This window comes from Photobacterium gaetbulicola (assembly GCF_003025515.1).
GTDB lineage: Bacteria > Pseudomonadota > Gammaproteobacteria > Enterobacterales > Vibrionaceae > Photobacterium > Photobacterium gaetbulicola.
In genome coordinates, this window is sequence record NZ_PYME01000001.1 from 171,017 (window position 1) to 191,176 (window position 20,160).

Annotated in this window: 3 protein-coding genes and 1 pseudogene; 2 read left to right on the forward strand and 2 right to left on the reverse strand. The window is 42.0% G+C overall.

Translation table 11 applies throughout. The features are described from left to right. Positions 1-52 precede the first annotated feature (52 nt). On the forward strand, positions 53-481 hold the full coding sequence (locus C9J03_RS26965; RefSeq protein ID WP_052829598.1) for an MFS transporter: 429 nt from the start codon (positions 53-55) through the stop codon (positions 479-481). Between the two features lie 91 nt (positions 482-572). On the opposite strand, the pseudogene C9J03_RS00785 reads toward C9J03_RS26965, so the two are convergent. Together C9J03_RS00785 and C9J03_RS26970 are read right to left on the reverse strand one after the other, a co-directional pair. Then, positions 573-1,037 (reverse strand): annotated as a pseudogene (locus C9J03_RS00785) (hypothetical protein). Positions 1,038-1,274: 237 nt separating this feature from the next. Continuing rightward, positions 1,275-1,505 (reverse strand): winged helix-turn-helix domain-containing protein, encoded by a 231-nt coding sequence (locus tag C9J03_RS26970; RefSeq protein WP_082060460.1) that lies wholly within the window; start codon positions 1,503-1,505, stop codon positions 1,275-1,277. Positions 1,506-2,003: 498 nt separating this feature from the next. On the opposite strand from C9J03_RS26970, the gene C9J03_RS00795 reads away from it, so the two are divergent. After that, positions 2,004-20,132, forward strand: coding sequence for an SDR family NAD(P)-dependent oxidoreductase (locus C9J03_RS00795; RefSeq protein WP_044620960.1), 18,129 nt, complete (start codon positions 2,004-2,006; stop codon positions 20,130-20,132). The last annotated feature ends 28 nt before the right edge of the window (positions 20,133-20,160 follow it).

Sequence of the window (20,160 nt, forward strand, 5' to 3'; positions counted from 1 at the left end):
TATCAAAGCAACGCCATGTAATAGAGGGCCTCTTAATCAACTGAAGCATGGTATGCAGTCTTATTTGTCGACACCAAGACTAAGGGCACTGTGGATTGGGTACCTTGCGGCTTCTGCTGCCAGTGCAATAGTTATTGTAAATACGGTCGTTTATGCTAATCAGGTCTTAGTTGGAGGAGAACAAGAGACCGCACTAGCTATGGCTGTGGTAGGTTTTGGCTCTATGGTAATTGCGTTGAAACTCCCTAAATGGCTTGAAGGAAGAAAGCTTCGCAGTTTCATGCTGCTTGGTAGCACGATGATTGTCACCGCATTTTTTGCCGCTCATTTTTCGCTTACCCACTTGTGGTGGTTGTTTACCTACTTGCTAGCAGGATGGAGTGCGGTAATGCTAGGATTATCTGCAGCATATTGGGTAATGGTCGTCCTTTGTCTTTGCAGCCTTTTAGCGGTATATCGATGCTTTCCCAAAGAAGACTAATTGAACGAGTTCAATACTATTAAAAAATAAAGCCACTCAATGTGTTTAATTGAGTGGCTTTTCTTTGTTGTGCTAATCAATAATAAACTATTTATTTGGCTTGCTCATGACGAATAAACATGATGGCAATCATACTAAAGCCCATAAATTGCCATAGGTATTGACCATCACTCGCACCAGAAAGTGTTTGGGTAAATGCCATACAATCAGGAACAAACAATGAAGATACTGCAGAGTAAAATAGTCATGGGCGCTCTTTGTTTGAAAGAAACTCTCCATTAAACACCGAACGAATAAATAAAATGAACGGAACGCATTGCAATGTAATCAAAATTGGAAACATGATATAAAAAGTGGGGCTGAGAAAAACATGGCCCACTTGGCTTTTGTCCCTCGTGCCAACGATATAGCCTTTCCAGCCAGCCCAAGTATCACCAGAATAAGCGGTGTCTGGTGTGACTACGCTTAACAATACGCCCATAACTTTATCGATAAAGCCATTTTTAAACCAAGATACAAACAAGAAAATTCTTATAGGAATAATTTGGAAGGCCATCTTTTTAACATGCTTTTACCACAATAAACAGAGAGTGTTGAATGAGGAGAGTATGAACAGATTGAACTAATAGGTTGTTGATGCAATGGGTTTGTGTTTTGCTTATTGGTGATTGATTGGACTGTTCTTTACGTCATTGAATGCATGGGCTGATATTGCTGATTCCGTTGTTCTGATAATCACTTTAGTTTCTAAGCAATTACCTTGGAAAAGCCACCTTGGCTTTGTTGCTCTACATTAGGTTCTTTTTGTTGTGACTTCCTCAGCACTGATATCTGAAACCTGTAGGACGAACAGATATTCCTGTTTGGGAATCGTTTTGATGATTTGGTAAGGGCGAGTTTTATCTTTTAGTTGGCTGCGAAGCAGGCTGACCATTTGGTAAACGAGATTGTCGGAGACTTGACTTTTTTGCCATACGTTATCGGCGATTTGACGAGCACTGACGACCACACCGTTTTGAATGATGAACTAGCCGAGCAGTTTTGACTGCAAAGGCTCAAGGTGCATCTTTCTTGAACAATGGTGATCTGGCGTGAACAAAATCTGTGATTCGTGGTGGATAAGATAGCGGGTCTTGGCAGTCATATGTTTACAACGGATAATCAAAAAACCTGTTGTCGTAGAGGGTTTGGTCGATGAAACCAAGTATCTACGTGTTGATAAATCAGCGGATATTCTGGAGACGATATTAATATTATCGATTTTTGAACAATACAAAAAATATTTTTAAGATACCTATAATGAATTTATCTTAATTGTAAATTTTTCCAATTTTAATATAAATGCAGTTTGCAAATAATCATTAATGAGGATAATTATATTTGTAGGTGGTTTAAATGTATTTTACCTTCATCAAAAGTTATTCTTATGTGGTATTTTTGGCTTACTGCAGTTTTTTACAGTTGTGGAAGTTATTATAAGTCAAGATAATGTTGTAAAAATTATTTTCAGGAAGGCTTTAAAATGAAATTCAAAGGGTTTGAGAGTTTAATTGCTAGATTTGGAAGAAATAAAAATGTAAAGAATAAAACTCTATCTAACATCTCAACCCAAAAAAATGAACTCGCTTCTTCAGATTGTAATGAGAACGACATAGCAATAATAGGTATGTCGTGTCGTTTCCCTGATGCAAATGACTATAATCAATTTTGGGAAAATTTGGAAAATGGTGTTAACTCAATAAAAGAGATACCAAAAAGCCGTTGGGATATAAATAAATACTACAATGTAAATAATAGCGAGTCTCATGAGAACACATCAACGAGTAAATGGTGTGGAATTGTTGATGATATAGATTCTTTTGACAATAGATTCTTTGGCATTTCTCCGAAAGAAGCACGAGAGATGGATCCCCAACAAAGATTAATCTTAGAGCAGGCATTGCATTGTATTGAAGATTCGGGTTTTCCCATTTCTAAATTACAAGAAGAAAAAACATCTGTTTATACGGGGGCAATGTTTGATGACTATCTTAATGATGTGTTAGAAAAAGGATCTAATATTGAAGGGTTTTCCGCTATGGGGAACTGTCAATGCTTTTTAGCAAATAGGTTATCATATTATTTTGGCCTGACAGGGCCTAGCTCATCAATTAATGCCGCTTGTGCATCATCACTTGTTGCTATTAATCACGCAAGACATGATCTCCTGCATGGTGATTCAGAGTATGCTTTGGTAGGCGCGGTAAATCTAAATATCCATCCTTGGAAGTATATTAGTTTTGGTAAATATCGGATGTTAAGCCCGGACGGGCAATGTAAAACTTTTGATGCAAGAGCAAATGGTTATGTTCCAGGCGATGGTGCTGCTGTTATATTGCTCCAGAGACTCGATAAGGCAATAAAAAATAAAGCTTCAATTCATGGGATAATTAAAGGGCTATCTGTCAACCATGTAGGACGCTCTGCTTCTTTAACCGCTCCGAAGGTTGAACTTCAAAAAAAACTTATTCAATCAGCACAGCAAGCAGCAGGAGTTGATAGTAATGAGGTTAGCTATATCGAAGCCCATGGTACAGGAACGTCTCTTGGTGACCCCATTGAAGTTGAAGCTTTGACGCAAGCGTTTAAATCAAATAGCGGCAAGGGAAATGAAAGGTCTAGCCCATGTTATATCGGCTCTGTAAAAACAAACGTTGGTCACCTTGAAGCAGCAGCTGGAATGGCTGGTTTATTCAAAGTTATTTTGATGATGAAAAATAACAAGCTTGTTAGGAGCTTAAATATTTCTGAGCCAAACCCTGTTATAAAGTTTGACAAAAACACCTTTGAAGTTGTTACAAGCAATCTGCCCTGGGTGACAAAGTCTGGACGTTTAATCGCTGGTGTCAGTTCGTTCGGTTTTGGTGGAAGTAATGCACATGTTATAGTTGAATCATTTGATAAAAATAAAAAAGAGTCGAATTCAAAGTTCGTCGATAGAAATTGTAAAAGTCAAAATAAAAATGAATATCCTATTCTTATTTCTGCTAAATCAAAGAAGTCTTTAGAAAAATTAATATCTCAGTGGTGTAAATATTGTGATAGTGATGAATTTAAGTCAGCAACATTAGAAGATATCAGTAAAAACTCAATTTTAGGTCGTGAACACTATAAGTACAGATGGAAATGTATTGTTGATAGCAAAGATGATCTCAAATTAAACTTGAACAACATAAAAGTAGAAAACCCTAAATTAAATGATGAGTCCATCTCTATCATTATCGATGATTTGAGATGGAACGGGTATAATGAAGTGGCCCCTATTATAAAAGATTTAGGTGGGCTGGATGCCATAATAAGTTTCTATGGGGAAAATGATTTTTCTTCGATTGAAGATAATTTCACAGATGGAAAATGGAAAGATGAAGAATGTCATGCATTCTCAGTTTTGGTATCCTCATTAATAATTAAAAACACTTTGCAATATATAAGAAAGCCCATCGCAATCTATGGGCGGAAAAATGGTGTTTGGGTAATGGCAAACATAGTTGGATCAATAACTATTGCGGATGCTGTTTCATACTTGTTGAAAACACGAAAGGTAAATGATCTATCTTTATCATGGCCTAATATTCCACTTAAAGATGTTACTACAGATAATATCTTTTCACTAGAATCTGTTGATGCCGAGTATTTATCTAATTTGGTATATGAAGCTCGTAATTCAGATGTTGATCTTGATTCGCTTAAAACTAGCGTTAGCCTAATGGAAGAACACCAGTTTACCTTTAAGAAATATATAAAAGAATGGGACTATCTTCTAGATGCGGAGAATGCTGCTGAATATCAAAGATTGCTATGGGATGTTATCAAGAATGAAGAAGCGCCTTGTATAGACTCGGCAGTTAGTTCATTGGTTTATATAATTTTTGTTTCTTCTGTTGCCGATCTTAATAAGAAGTGGAACCTGTCCAAGCGAGGTGTCAGTCACTCAGATAGCATTAACGTCATTCTTAATTTACTTGGTTCATCTCGTATAACCAAACAAGAGTTAGTTGCCGCTTTTTGCAGCGAAAATTTTGACTGGAAACTCTTGGCTAACAACATAAACAAACGTCCTTTACGTGACATGATGAGTTCAGAGTCGCGATTTATTCAAGAATGGAAGAATAATAATGGATTAAAACCTGATTTAAATTGGGTTATTGACCTCAGTAATAAACAAGTATCACTAGAAAATTTGGTTGAATCAGTGGCCGACGATAGTATTGTTTTCTCATGCAATAAAGTTTCTGGAACGGGTAATAAGGTCGTATGTTACTTAAATGACGAGTTAAGCTTTTCTATAACAGACTGGTTGTCAGAATTGTGGCAGCAGGGTATTGATGTCAAATGGCCTATATCAGATAGCTTTAATCGTCTAAGACTTCCAAAATCTGAATTTATGAGAAAAAAATTCTGGCATAGTAGCATTTCAAATAGAGAGCACGAGAGTGTGAAAGTTGTTAATCCTACACTTACATCTCATTCGAGAGAAAATGAAGAAAAAGCTACGCCTGCTGAAGAAACAGAAGTCTTAGCAGAGCCTATGAAAGTGCTTCAATCCGACATTCTATCAAGTGAAGACTCAGTCATTTCAGATCATGTTATTACTGAAAGGCTACTATTACCTTTAGCATCTTACTTGGCGATCACAAAGAGTTTAATTAATAAATTGAACTCTTCTTTTAAACCTTGTTTGAAAAATATTAATGTTTTGGCAGCTTCACCATTTAGACCGTCTGAAAAGATTCTCGTAAATTCTAGTTATGATAATGAAGAAATTGCTATAGAAATCAGTAATAGAGTGGTTTTTAAAGCAAGTGTTGATGGATTGAGCCCTCAAATAGACCCGCAACCTCGTTTCCCTTTTTCTCATGGAGAGGTTAGTAAAAACGAGATTTATCAATTGTTATCAGAGCGAGGCTATCAATATGGTCCTGAATTGCAATGTGTCACCTCACTCTTCAGTGAACCAGGCTTTAAGGACTATAAAGTTTCTACTCAAAGTGATCTTACTGTATTCGAAAGGGCGATTGTTTTGCTTGACGGTTGCTTGCAAGCAGCACTGCTAGCGCTTTATCAGACTAAGCCTGATAAAGTTCCCTATGGCTCTTTGTTGGTTCCATGTATGATCAAAGAGTTAGAGTATCTACCTGAGGATATAAATGAGCTGTATATTCGGTTCAATGAGTCGGAATTGAATATTGAGTCTGGATGCTATGTAACGGATATCTTGATCACTGATGTAAATGGCGTTCCATACTGTAATATGAACCAGGTGCTATTTCGCCAGGTTTCTAATAATTTCTTAGACACCTATATTGATTTGCCTACGAGTATGTATCAAACCAATTGGGCTCTTGAAGAACTTGATACAAAAATTGAAACAAACTCAGCAACGTCAAAAGTTGTTATTTCTAGCCGCTCTAATGTCATTAGACAGTTTGATCACAGTGAATGGTCACTATATGCTTCTCCGAGGGAGTTTTTAGAGTTCATTGAACCTTTATTGTCATCTAGCCATAGTAATTCCTATGATATTGTCTTTGATTTATGCTCCTTGCTCTACGGGGGGAGGCAAGAGCTAACCCTGCAAGAGCAAGCTAACTTAGAACAGGGTGTTATCAGAACTGTATTTGAATTAGTAAAACAGTTGAAGAAAATACGCAGGCGTAGCTTGCTGAATATTTTATTTGTTGCTGAAGACTCGCTGTCAGTCTATGAAAATGAACAAGTTGCTAATGCATACCTAGCTTCACTTATCGGTTTTTGCAATAGTGTCAGTGCCGAACTTACCAAAATAAGCTTGACTTATTGTGATTTATCCAGTCGAGAAGAGTATAACTTCCAAGATTTAGTGGCGAATGAATTGGTGCAGTCAAAAGAGGTGTCTGTCGTTGCTTACCGAGACGGGCTTCGCTTCACTCGTGGGTTTAATCTTTTAGTTTCGAAATATAGCGATCTAGCTGATGAGAGTACACCCTTTAGAGATAAATCCACATATTTGATTAGTGGTGGCCTCGGCGGGGTTGGTTTTGAAATATCAAAAATGATTTGTCAGCTAAGTAAGGCGAGTTTAGTTTTAGTTGGTCGCTCTTTACAGAATGAAGAGATGACACAACAAATTTCTTACTTGAGATCATATGGTAATTCTGTTCATTACTATAGTGTAGATCTTAGTGACTATAACCAAGTGATGGCTTTATTTAAAGACTTTAGACGTCAGTCTATGGCGATTAATGGTGTTATTCATGGGGCTGGATTAGTACGAGATGGATTAATGCTCAATAAATCTTGGGACGATTTTTCTCAAGTTCTCTATCCAAAATGGAATGCAACAAATTACTTGATAACACTAATGTTAGAACAACATGATGATGTTGAATTGGAATTTTTTGTTGGCTTTTCATCGGTCATTTCGTTAGTTGGTAACCGTGGGCAAATAGACTATGCAACAGCAAATTCATATTTGGATTCTATTGCACAAACACTTTATGGGAAAATTAATTTAACTAGATTCAAAAAAGTTCTCTCTATTAACTGGACGTTATGGGAAGGCGACGGAATGGGAGATGACCCATTAATTGTTGAACATTTTAAATCTAAGGGGTTGCCGCCTATCTCGCCTGAACAAGGTGTAAATGCCTTATGGGATATATTGGCTTCCTCTAATGATTTGGGAAGCATCTGTGTTTTAAAAGAAAATTACGATAAGTGGTTGCAACCAATCAGGGAATTACCAGTCACCACCTCATCAGAGTTAACCAGTCAATTTAACTTTAAACCTAACGACAATATTGTATTTAACGGAATGAATACCATGTCTTTACAACAGGGAACGACTCAAGATAAAGCATTAATCAGTGCTTGGCTCACTAAAATAGTGGCTTTAAAAATTGGTTGTAATGAGGATGAGATCGATATTCAAGATTCTTTTTTTGATTTGGGTGTAGAATCTTTGGCCCTTCAAGATATTTATGCTGAATTGGAGGTGAAATACGGTAACCTACCAGCAACTCTTCTGTTCGATTTCACAACAATAGAGAAACTGGCTGGACATTTGAACACTCTTCCAGTGACCGCTAATCAAGAAGTCGCTTTGGCTACAAATTTATCAACACCTGTAGCTAAAGATCCCTTTGCGGATACAAAAGAAATGAATGAATTGAAGGAAAGTTACCAGAGCAAAGAAGATTTGAATCTTTGGCTAACTGGTATCGTGGCCTCACAAATAGATTGTGAGGTTGATGAGGTTGACAGTCACGACTCATTCTTTGATTTAGGTGTGGAGTCATTGGCTCTTCAGAACATTGCCGCAGAATTAAGTAAGAGCTACGATAATTTACCAGCAACTCTGTTATTTGATTTTCCAAATATCGACAAGTTGTCGGCTTATCTTGTTACTCAAAAAGTCTCCACTGAGCGCATAGTAAATATTCAACAAAGTACTGTACCGGCCGCTATTGCCGTTGATGATAAGCAGCAAGACTATCCTCTAATATCTAATTCAAAGGATGCAAGTCACGAGCAAATACCTATTGCGATTATTGGCATTGCTGGAAGATTTCCGGAAGCAGAGACTGTGACGCAGTTTTGGGAGAACATAAAAGCCCACAAGCAATCTGTCGTGAAGGTGCCATTAGAGCGCTGGGATGCTGATAGTTTCGAGAATTCTTCAGGGATTAACAGTTATGGAAAATGGGGAGGCTTTCTCACCGATGTGGATAAGTTTGATCCATTGTTTTTTAGTGTGACGCCGAAAGAAGCAGAGCAGATGGATCCTCAGCAAAGGCTCTTTCTGCAAACAACATGGCATGCGATGGAAAATGCCGGTTACGGTGTTCCTGAATCTTACAAGGGTAAAACAGTCGGCCTTTTTGTAGGAACGATGTGGAATGACTATTCACTTGTTACCCATGACATAGGTTACAGCCAGGGGCAGTATCAAGGGCCGGGCTCAATCTACTGGGCGATTGCAAATCGCGTGTCATATATTATGGATTTTCATGGGCCAAGTATGGCTGTTGATACAGCTTGTTCTTCGTCTTTGGTCGCTATTGATCTTGCTTGTCAGAGCATTATTCGTGGTGATTGTGAAATGGCTGTAGCCGGTGGTGTTAATCTTATTGTGCACCCAAGCAAATATGCTTATCTCAGCGAAGCTCGCTTCCTGGCTAAAGATGGATTGTGTAGAAGTTTTGGTGAAGGAGGGAGCGGCTATGTTCCGGGTGAAGGGGTTGGCTCTCTAATTCTGAAGCCATTGGACTTGGCTGAAGAAGATGGTGATTACATCTATGCCGTGATACGAGGATCGGCGGTTAACCATGGCGGAAAGGCAGCAGGGTTTACGGTTCCTAATTCTGACGCTCATAGTGAATTGATTACCAAAGCCTTCCGCCGTGCAAACATATTACCTGATCAACTGGGTTATGTAGAGTGCCATGGTACTGGTACTTCGCTTGGGGATCCTATTGAAGTTAACGGTTTGGTTTCTGCTTTCACGAAAATGTCGCCGGACTTGGCTCTTGGGAGTATTCCTATTGGGTCGGTTAAATCTAATATCGGTCATTTAGAGGCATCCGCCGGCGTTGCTGCGACGATTAAGGTACTCGGTAGTATGCAAAGCAAAGAGCTACCGAAAAGTTTGCATAGCGAGACTGTAAACAAGAACATTAACTTTGAGCAGACACCATTATATGTGTTGCAGGAAAACGAGAGCTGGCTTGTTGACGGTAATAGGCAATATGCGTCAATCAGCTCTTTTGGTGCCGGCGGAACGAATGCTCATGTTATTTTGGAAGCTTACTCCAATAAGCATCCTAAGTCTTCATCACTTCCAGATGACGGTGAATGGCCGTTTTTATTATCTGCACGTTCTGAGTCGCAATTGGCGGAATCAGTTGAGGCATTGATTGAATGGTTAAGTCAACCATTTGCCAAGAATTTTAGCTTAAAAAATATCGCCTGTAGTCTAGCTTTCGGTCGGAAGCATCATGGCTTTAGGGCGGGATGTGTCGCTTCTTCATTGCCAGAATTAATTGATAACCTACAACAGTTAAAGCGTGAACAGCGATTTGTAAAAATGGAACGCAGTGCCGCCAAACAGGCTGTTCTTCACTGTGGGGGCAATAGTCATCTTGTAACTGAGTGGGAAAGGGGACGAGAGATAGACTGGAGTCGATATTTTACGGGGGGAGCTCCTATTGCTGGAAGCACTGGCAAAGTTAAATATAGCAAGGTGCCTCTTCCTGGCTACCCTTTTGTTAAGGAGAGCTATTGGGTTGGTGGCTTTGGCCACAATATAGCTTCACCCGGTACTCATTTGATTGATTGTCAGGCAAGGGAAGAAAACGTTGAGGGAAACGAGACAAACGCAAATAGATACCATCACCACTTGTCTGGTGATGATATAACGGTTTCGGGCCACCTATTTAATGGGGTGAATATTGTCCCAGGCGCGACTTTGATGGCCTGTGTCATTGAGTCGTATCAGCAATACCAAAAAAATACTACAGTTTCGCAAGGTGCTTTGATCTCCATAGGAGATATTGTATGGCACCGGGCTCTCCCTCTCGATAAAGGTCAGCATACTGACATAGAGATTGAATTTTCTGTTTCAAATGAAGGGCTTGAATTCCAACTTTCCCAGCTTGAACGGGGAGGTATCCGTCCAGAAATTTTGGTGATGTCAGGTTGGATATTACAAGGCGAGGGCAAGGAGTTGGCTTTGCCGTCCGAGTATGAGCGCTTGGATGAGTGGCAAGAAGACTCTTGGTTAGGTCAAAATGCATTCTATGCTCATATCCACCAACAGGTTGATTGTAAGGGGCTTCGATATGAGTCAGCATTTCGTAGAGTGTCCGAATTCAAACGCCTGACGCATTCCGGTAGAGGTGCAGGCAATTTCGCTAGTGCATCTATCCGGGAGCTATCGGCCCAAGAAGAAGCGCTAAGCCGGTCATATATTGCTGATCCCTTAGTATTTGATGGTTGTTTGCAGGCTGTCCTAGGGTTGGTTCCTCCTTCTGAGGTTCAGAATGTCATCCCTGTCAGTATAGGAAAGGTTGAACTTATTGCTCCTTTCAAAGGCCATTGCCAAGTTGTGGTGGTAGGTAAGAAGCAAGTGGGGCACGCCACCTTATTGTTTGATATGGCAATATACGACAATAAACGACGGTTGGTTGCCCGGATCAGAGATTTTACTCTGCAGATAACAGGCATGTCGGACAATCAGCCACACTTTTTTACCCCTGAGTGGTCGGCTTCTCCTTTGTCACGCTCCGGTGACTTACCGACAGAGAAAAATATGGTCTTGCTGGTGGGCTGGCCACAAATACTAAGCAGCAAATTAATTCACGCTTTAACGAGTGCTGAATCATCCGTTAAGGTTACCGCTGTTCCCATTTTTAATAACGAGAGTTCACAAGCATTATTGGATCAAGCAAGGGCGCAAGGTGTAAAGCGTATTTCAGTATGGCGTTATCAAAAGCAAGATCAGCCCTACCCGAGTGCAGGTAGCGGTACGAATTATTCTGTACGTGAGTTTGCTTCAGAAAGTGTTGATCTATTCAAAACTATCGCGATTTTCGATGATGATTTCTCTTTTGACTATCTAGCGGTTGTACATCAAGAAGAAGACTCGTTACCGTGCCATGTTGCCGATTATGGGCTAATGCGTAGTCTAGCAAAGGAGCTAAACAACAGTAGGTTGCGATTACTGGAGTTGCCCCAGGGTAACCATAACAGCACTGAGAGGTTGATCAAAACGGTGCTGTTAGAAGCAAAGGACTTAACTGGGCAAAGAAGAAGTACGGTAACACGATTTAAATATGAGCAAGAGCAGCGGCTGGAGTACCACTGGTCGGTAAGCGGCAACGTAAAACCTAGTAGCTCGGGTATTCCGTTGGCTAGAGACAACAGTTGCTATTTGATTACTGGCGGGACCAAGGGCCTGGGACTGCTGTTTGCTCAGCATTTGGCCTTACAGGCTTCCAATATCGATCTAGTACTTTGCGGGCGTCGACCTCTGGATAAGGATCAAAGAGCTCAAATTGAGAAAATCAAGCAGCCCGGTGTAAGGGTCCATTATTTTTCTGCAGATATCGGTAAGGAAGAAGATGTCGCTAATCTTCTTACTTTTTGCCAGTCACTACGCACTTTGCTGAAAGGGGTTATCCATAGTGCAGGGGTTCTAGATGATCGGATAATGATGGCGCAGGATTGGAGTAGTTTCAAAAAAGTTATGTCCCCAAAAGTGTTGGGAGCTTTGTGGCTAGATCGTTATACCAGTGAGATCGAGCTTGATTACCTAGTTCTGTTCTCTTCGATTACAGCTGCGGTTGGAAACAAAGGGCAGACTAACTATGGTTACGCCAATGCCTTCTTGGATTCATTCTCCCATGCACGTAGTAAACAAGTCAGGCAAGGTCGTCGTTTTGGACGGACAGTAAGTATTAACTGGCCGCTATGGCAGAGTGATAACTTACTTGGTGGGATGTCCGTTAGCTCACAAATTGAGCAGCGACTTTATGATGAGTTTGGGATGAAGTCCATGTCTTCGGCTCAGGGACTGGCTAGCCTTTCATTGATGCTTGAAAAAAACAATGAGCAAATCCTTGTTGCGCCAGGAGATAAGGACAAGCTATTAGATGCGTTAAATAACGTATGGAAAGATTCTTCACTTTCCAGTCAGGATCCAGCTTTGTTATCAGATTATGATGCAATGACGCAAAGTCGTGATTTATCGGATGTTGCTGAGCAAAAAGATTGGGTGATAGAAAAACTCAATACAGTGTTGTCCGAAGTTACTGGAATGCCCATTGATAAAATTGATGAAGAAGAAACATTTGATAATTATGGGCTGGACTCTGTAATGATTATTAAGCTGACTCAGTTAATTGAAGTTGATCTGGGTGAGCTTCCTAAAACATTGTTCTTTAAGTATAAGAGTACCGAAGAATTAGCTGGGTATTTACTGGGGGCAAAGTCGCAGGAACTGAAGGTGTGGCAACCGCAAAAAACAGAGATGTCACATTCCATGCAGGCGGAATCTTCTAGTGATTTAAAGCCAGAACCCGTGGTAAAGGTTTCTGATATTGGTTCCAACGATAATGAAACACCGCTGACAGATGACATTGCGATTATTGGTTTAGCAGGGAAATATCCCGAGTCAGAAACGTTAGCGCATTTCTGGATGAATCTAGCAAATGGGGTCGACTGTATTTCTGAGATTCCTGAGGATAGATGGCTCATAGAGGGGTTCTACCAGAAGTATCAGCAGCTGGCACCTGGAAAATTAACCAGCTACAGCAAGTGGGGGGGCTTCCTGAAGGATGTTGATAAATTTGATCCGCTACTATTCGGTATGTCCCCTCGTGAAGCTGAACTGATTGATCCGCAGGAGCGTTTGTTTCTTCAGTCGGCCTGGCATACCTTCGAAGATGCTGGTTATAACCGGGCTTCTATGAAAGATCTGGAGGTTGGTGTCTTTGCTGGCATTATGTGGAGTCACTACCAGATCTATGGGGTCACCGAATCCCTTAAGGGCAACCCGGTGCCGACCGAGTCAAACTTTGCGTCGGTTTCCAATCGTGTAAGTTACGTTATGGACTTAACGGGACCAAGTATGACGGTCGATACCATGTGCTCATCATCCGCCGTGGCCATTCATCTTGCATGTCAGAGCCTGAATAATGGTGACTGTGAGATGGCTCTGGCCGGTGGGGTTAACTTGAGTTTGCATCCTTTTAAGTACTTCAAGTTATGCGATAGTAACTTCCTGTCAGATGATGGTCGCTGCCGTAGTTTTGGGGAAGGTGGCAACGGTTATGTACCTGCTGAGGCTGTAGGATCTGTTCTATTAAAGCCGCTGCGTACAGCACAGCGGGATGGAGACCATATTTATGCCGTTATTAAAGGAACAGCTGTTAATCATGGTGGTAAGGCAACTGGCTACACTGTACCGAGTCCGACAGGACAGGCGAGAGTAATTAAAAAGGCGCTTTCTAAGGCAGGAATTGATCCGTCGACAATAAGCTATGTAGAAACCCATGGCACAGGTACTGCTCTAGGCGACCCTATTGAGATTGAAGGATTAACTGACGCCTATCAATGGCAGGCTGGACAAAGGCAGCCTTGCGCGATCGGTTCTATAAAATCAAATATTGGTCACCCAGAAGCAGCTGCAGGTATAGCTGCATTAACAAAGGTGATATTGCAAATGAAGCATAAAACCTTGGTGCCGTCCCTCCACAGCGAACGCCTGAACCCTAATATTAACTTCAATTCTGGTCAATTCAGTGTTCAGCAAACGCTTCAGGAGTGGCAAACAACTGAAAACTCAAATTCTGATGTGTTAAGTGTAAGGAGGGCCGGTATCAATTCATTTGGCGCCGGTGGAGCCAATGCTCACTTGATTATCGAAGAGTATGAAGAGAGGGCTATGCTGTCACAAGCAAGTGACAAGCAATTGATGACTATATCTGCGAAAAATCAGAGCGCGCTAGATTCTCTATTGAAGCTGTTGCTGGATGCTTTGCAGGAAAAACGGCAGCATCCGCGATATAGCGTAAAAAATATCGCCGCCAGCTTAATGTTAGGCCGGGAGCCTCTTGAGCAGCGTGTAGCATTTATCGCAGCTCATACGGAAGAAGCCATCGAGAAGTTGAGGTTGCTTGTTGCTGGCGAAACTCCTGACTTATGCTGGTACGGTAATACTTATGATGCACGCAGGGATAAGGTGCAAGCCGAACAGGTTAATTCTTATCTGGCCGGGCGTGATTTAGCTCAGTTAGGGGCGTTGTGGGTTGCCGGTAGTCGGGTAGATTGGACAAGACTTTTCAGTGGAAGTGGATTCAAACGTGTGTCATTACCGGGTTACCCGTTTGCCAAGCGTCGATGCTGGTTATCGCAAATCAGCGGTAGTGAAGTTACTCAGCCTGTCTTACCTGCTGTTGGGCAAAAGAGTGTCCAGGAAGGTGTCGCGAATCCTCCTTTGCTGACATCTATTGAAAGTAAAGAGCAGACAGTACGCTATGGTGTCAACCAACTAAAGTTATTGGCTCTTGTTCAAGATCATCGGATAAATGGTGCCGTAATGGTGCCTGGGATGGTGATGCTTGAAATGGTACTAGCGGCAGCATACCGGGAAGTTGCCCCCAAAGAGGCATCAGGCTCTTTCCCCAGCCTGTTCACTGTGAACGATATTGTTTGGCTAACACCTCTGACTCTTTCAGTGCCTAGTGAAGGAGTGGAGAATATTGATCCAAGTCGGATGCTTCTTGAGTTGGCTCAATGTGAAGGCGGTTATGATTTTAAGGTGGTGTCTGAGCTAGTTAGCGGCGGCTGTACAGAACATGCCATTGGCCATCTTGCGTTAAACGAAGCAATTGAGCCAGCGCAACAGGTAGAAGATGTAGACCTAATAGATGTGCCATCAGTAATTTCGGGGTCGACATGGCTAACTCGTAACGATGTTTACAGCTTAATGGCTGAAATGGGTATGGACTATGGCTGTAAATACCAGTCAATCACTAAGGCCATTGTCGAAGATAACGTGTGTTTGGCAATACTCGATGCCGAAGATTTCGGTGAGGCTTGTTATTGGCAGCCTCTTTTGCTCGACGGAATGCTTCAGAGTTGCTTGTTAATCGTTAAGGAAATGGTTCCAGAGTTTGATCAAGCTATTATTCCTTTTACGATTAGTCAAGTGAACCAAAAACTTGATCTATCAACCGCGAAACAAGTTCTTGCAGTCATGACATCAGACAGTGGCTTAAGGCAGGAAGCTAACAATAGCCAACTTATATTTGATCTTTACCTTCTTGATGAAGAAGGGCACGTTATTCTCGAAATATCAGATTTCATTGCATCGGTAATAGAAGGAAGTGGAACTCCGCGAGAGAGGCATCGTAACAGCGAGAAGCAATTTGGCCGTGTTGATGTTCTACAGAACAGCAGCAAAGAAGAGCCCGAAACGTGCCTTCTGTTTTGCCAAGAAGAGTATGAGAGTGGTCATTTGTCGTCGACTCCCTTAGCTCTCGACACATTTGGTGGCAGATATATAAATAAAACAATCTTGGTTATTGATGGGAATGAGCAACTGACTGCTAGTTTGGCAGAAGATGGCAAACTAACGCAAAGTAACCTTCTCTGCGCCAAACCGGTCTCAAACTTGACTCAGTTCCAAAAGGGGGATGAAAAGGGAGGATGGATAAATGGAAGCCAATGTTACTTCGAAGCTTCAGAGAAGGGGTACCAATGGCTCATTAGCCAATTTAATCTGCGAGGTACTATTCCCGACCATGTGATCTTTAATATATCTAAGGATCGCACTCCTAAAACAGATAATTCAATCATTTTTGAAAATAGGCCGGTATTGGCAATTGCTCAATTTGCCAAGGCATGGTCTTCAGTCGTTCGTGATCAGGTTATTCATGGCATCGTTGTTGTACAGCAGCATGCTAAGCAGCCGAATATTGCCAATATGGGGTTGGCGGGCTTAGCCAGAACACTGAATGTCGAAATTGAAAATTTCAAGCTTCAGATCTTGACTCTCGAAGCAGAGTCTTTGGTCTTACCTATTGCGAGTCAAGAATTGGCATTAACGCTGCGCAATGAATTAGGGCACCACGAGAAAGATGCGGATGTGATTTACAGGGCTGGTAGGCGCTATATAAGAGGTCTAGTGCCTTATGAAGTTGATGGTCTCCAAAGACCCGCCGATAGTGATAGGCCTTTGGGTAGGCCAGACGGCGTCATCATGATCACAGGTGGCGCAGGTGGCATTGGTTATTATATTGCACAGCAATGGATTGAAAGATTTAGTGGGCAACTTGTTTTTACAGGACGCTCTCCTTTAACCCTTACCATTATGCAGAAACTGGAGGCACTTCGTCAGCAAGGCGGGAATGTAGACTATCTAAGTTGTGATGTAACAGACGAAGAAGCGGTAATTAAATGCTTGGCCCAGATAAGGCATCAATATGGTCCGGTTTCTGGGATTATTCATAGCGCAGGTGTGACTGATGACAAGTTGTTGGTAAATAAAGATCTTTCAGCAATGTTGCCAGTTATTTCAGTGAAACAACAAGGGCTCATTAACCTAGACCGAGCTAGCGCGGCAGATCCCCTTCGCTTTTTTATTAGCTTTTCGTCGATAGCAGCCTGCTTTGGCAATGCTGGGCAATCGGATTATGCCTACGGTAATGCGTTTGTTGATGACTACATGAGGTATCGGAACCAGTTGTGTCGAGAAGGTGTTAGGCATGGCTTTTCTCAATCGATCGCTTGGCCTCTATGGGATGGTGTTGGCGGTATGGATGTCAAAGACCATATTCGTCAATGGATGCTTGAGGAGTGGCAACTCCAAACCTTGAGCAAAGAGCAGGGAGCATCATATTTCTTCCAGTTTTTAGCACAACAAATCGAATATGCAATGGTATTTCCCGGCCCGCAAACTTCAAGCCTACTCGCCAGAAGGACTGTGGTTGGCAATGAGCGGGGTACAGCCATAAATACTAGCGCTAGGCCAAAGAATAGTCTTTTACATTATGATGAAACGGAATCCAATAAACTTATGAATAATCATAGCCAACAAAGTGCGAGTGGGCCTTATAAAGAACAACTGCTCAAGTTAATCGGAACTCATACTGCTGATATCTTAAAGTTAGAGCCGAATGATTTAAATTCAAATGTGCCATTTGATGATTACGGTCTTGACTCTGTCCTTTCATTGAAATTGGTTAATACGCTTAAGGCTAGTTTTCCTGGCCTTACAACGACTGTTTTATTTGAGCAGACGACACTTACAGATTTCGTTGAACATTTATTACTGGAGCATGGTGCTGATGTTGAGAAAATATTCGGCACAGCGGTGGCTGGGACGACAGAAGCACTTGCATTGGATAAAAATGAAATAGAAACAGCAATCAACCAGAGCGATGACAGCTCAGCTGCTGAGATTAAATCGATTGTGAAGTCGACTGTTGCTGAATTTGCAAAACTTGAAGTTGCAGATATCAGGGACAGAGAGCCTTTTGAGTCGTTTGGTATAGATTCGGTTCTTGGTATGCAGATTGTTCGTTCATTGAGGGGAGATTTTCCCTCTCTGGAAACGACAGCGCTTTTCGAATACAACACTTGTAGCCAATTAGTGGATTATCTTCAGAGTCAGCCAAGGTCGGGGAGTAAATCTCCTATTGGAGAGGAGCCTTCTTCTGCAGAGGGTACAAAAAGCCCGTCGAGTCTAGCAGGCAATGCGAAGATAAAGAAAATCATCAAGGTTAAAAAACAGCCATATAAATCGGACTCCACGAAGTCAGCAGAGATAACCGAAAAGGCTATTTTCTCGACAGCCGAAAAGCCGAAGGTTAAGCAGGCCGATAAGATGAATGGGATAGCGATTGTTGGCATGTCCGGGCAGTATGCAAATGCTGAAGATTTGCAGGCATTTTGGCTTCAGCTGGAAAGGGGGGCAAATGCAATTACAGAGTTTTCGCAACATCGAGGCGGTTTTGGGGAGCTTGGTTCTGTTCGGTGGGGAAGCTTCCTAGAAGACTATGAAAAGTTTGACGGGCCTTTCTTTAAAATTCCGATGAAAGAAGCTGAACTGATGGATCCCCAGGAGCGTCTCTTTCTCGAGTCGGCTTGGCTAGCTCTGGAAGACGGCGGTTATACACCAGACACTATGTCAAGATATAAAACAGGGGTTTATGTTGGAGTAATGTGGGGACAATACCAACTGTTTGGTAGTCGTTATGATGAAATGTTGCCATTAAGAACGTCGCTGGCCTCAATTGCGAACCGGGTATCATATGTCTGCAACTTCAAAGGACCGAGTATTGCATTAGACAACATGTGTGCTTCATCGCTCTATACGGCACATTTAGCTTGTACCGCTCTTAAGGCCGGCGAGATCGATTGTGCATTGGTAGGAGGAGTCAACCTGACTCTTCATCCTCATAAGTACCGAGTGCTGGAGGAGAAAAATCTATTGTCGGACGATGGGCTTACACGCAGTTACGGAATAGGCGGAGACGGTTATTCTCCGGGGGAAGGGGTTGGTTGCTTATTACTAAAAACAGTAGAACAAGCTCGTGTAGATGGCGACCATATCTATGGGATTATTGAAGCGTCTGTTGTTAATCATAATGGCCATTCAAAATCATACATGACACCTGATCCCAAAGCGATCACACTGGTAGCTCAAGAAGCTCTTGAGCAGGCGGGGATCTCCGGTTCAGATGTAGGAGTCATTGAAGGTCATGGAACGGGCTCCGCCCTTGGGGATGCGATAGAAGTTAATGCATTGGCAAGGGCTTACCAACCACAGGAAAGGCCGGACTCAGACGTTGAGATTGCTTTAGCATCGTTGAAATCGAACTTCGGTCATCTTGAATCTGCCTCCGGTGTCGCTGCCATCAGTAAAGTGCTACTGCAGATGCAGAATGACGCAATAGCCCCATCAATTCATAGTCAGGAGCTAAACGAAAATATAGAACTGGAACGGACACCATTCTATATCCCCCAAACAAGGCAAGATTGGAGGGCTGGGAATCAACAGAAAGCCCGACGTTTCGCTGGTATTAATACTTTTGGTGCCGGGGGAGCGAATGCACACTTAATAATTGGAGAGTATATTGACGTTGAGTCAAGGGGGGCTGAATTAAAACAGCAACACCTATTCGTACTCTCTGCGGGTGAAATGGAAACATTGTCCCAGTACGCAACTCGATTTGTCGACTATTTGGAAAGGCAAATAGATTCTGGTTCGAACTTGTCTTGGCTAGCTGCCGATATCAGCTATACCCTGCGAGTTGGCCGGGTGGTACAACGGGAACGCCTTGCGATAGTATATACTACGCTTGATGAGCTGTTGAATTCTCTCAGGAAGTATATTTCCAGTGACACCGCACAGCGGTCTGACAGTATAGAGTTAGGAAATGGTCTCTATCTTGGGTGCGCCGAACAAACGACGATGGTAAATCCACTTTTGGCTGCGGGTGGCTCAACCGAACAATACCTAGAAATGTTATCGGTAAACCGTGAGCTAGATATGCTTGCCAAAATTTGGGTGAGTGGACTGCTCAATCGCCTGCCACATTTTGCTGAAGATAAACTATGTAAACGCCTTTCACTTCCGGTTTATCCCTTCTTGAAGGAAAAATGCCGGATCCCTGGTCACAAGGAAGCCATAAATACACCGCAGTTAAAGCCTGTTTCCAGCATAGAAGAGATGGCTACCAAGGATAATCAAAAGTCACAGGAAAATACGGAAATCTACCTAAAGAAAGTCGTAAGCGATGTTCTCGGATTCCCTGCTAGTCGTTTAAAAAAAATCGAGCGATTTGATGAGCTTGGGATGGACTCTCTCAATACGGTAAGCATCATTAAGCAACTAAAAACCCGTTACCCGACATTATCTGAAATTGCATTATTTGAATACCAAAGTTTTAGCCAATTAACAAAACACCTCGTTGATATACAGGGCAACGATACTGAAATATACAGAAAGAGTTTGCAAGAATCGATAAGGCAGCTACCGGACCAGGTTAATGCAGCCTGTGATAAAAGAGTTGTAGGCGATGAAGTTGATGATGAGTTTCTGATGCTTCTGGACTCGGTTGGATAACGCGACATTTATTTTAAAACACATGGAC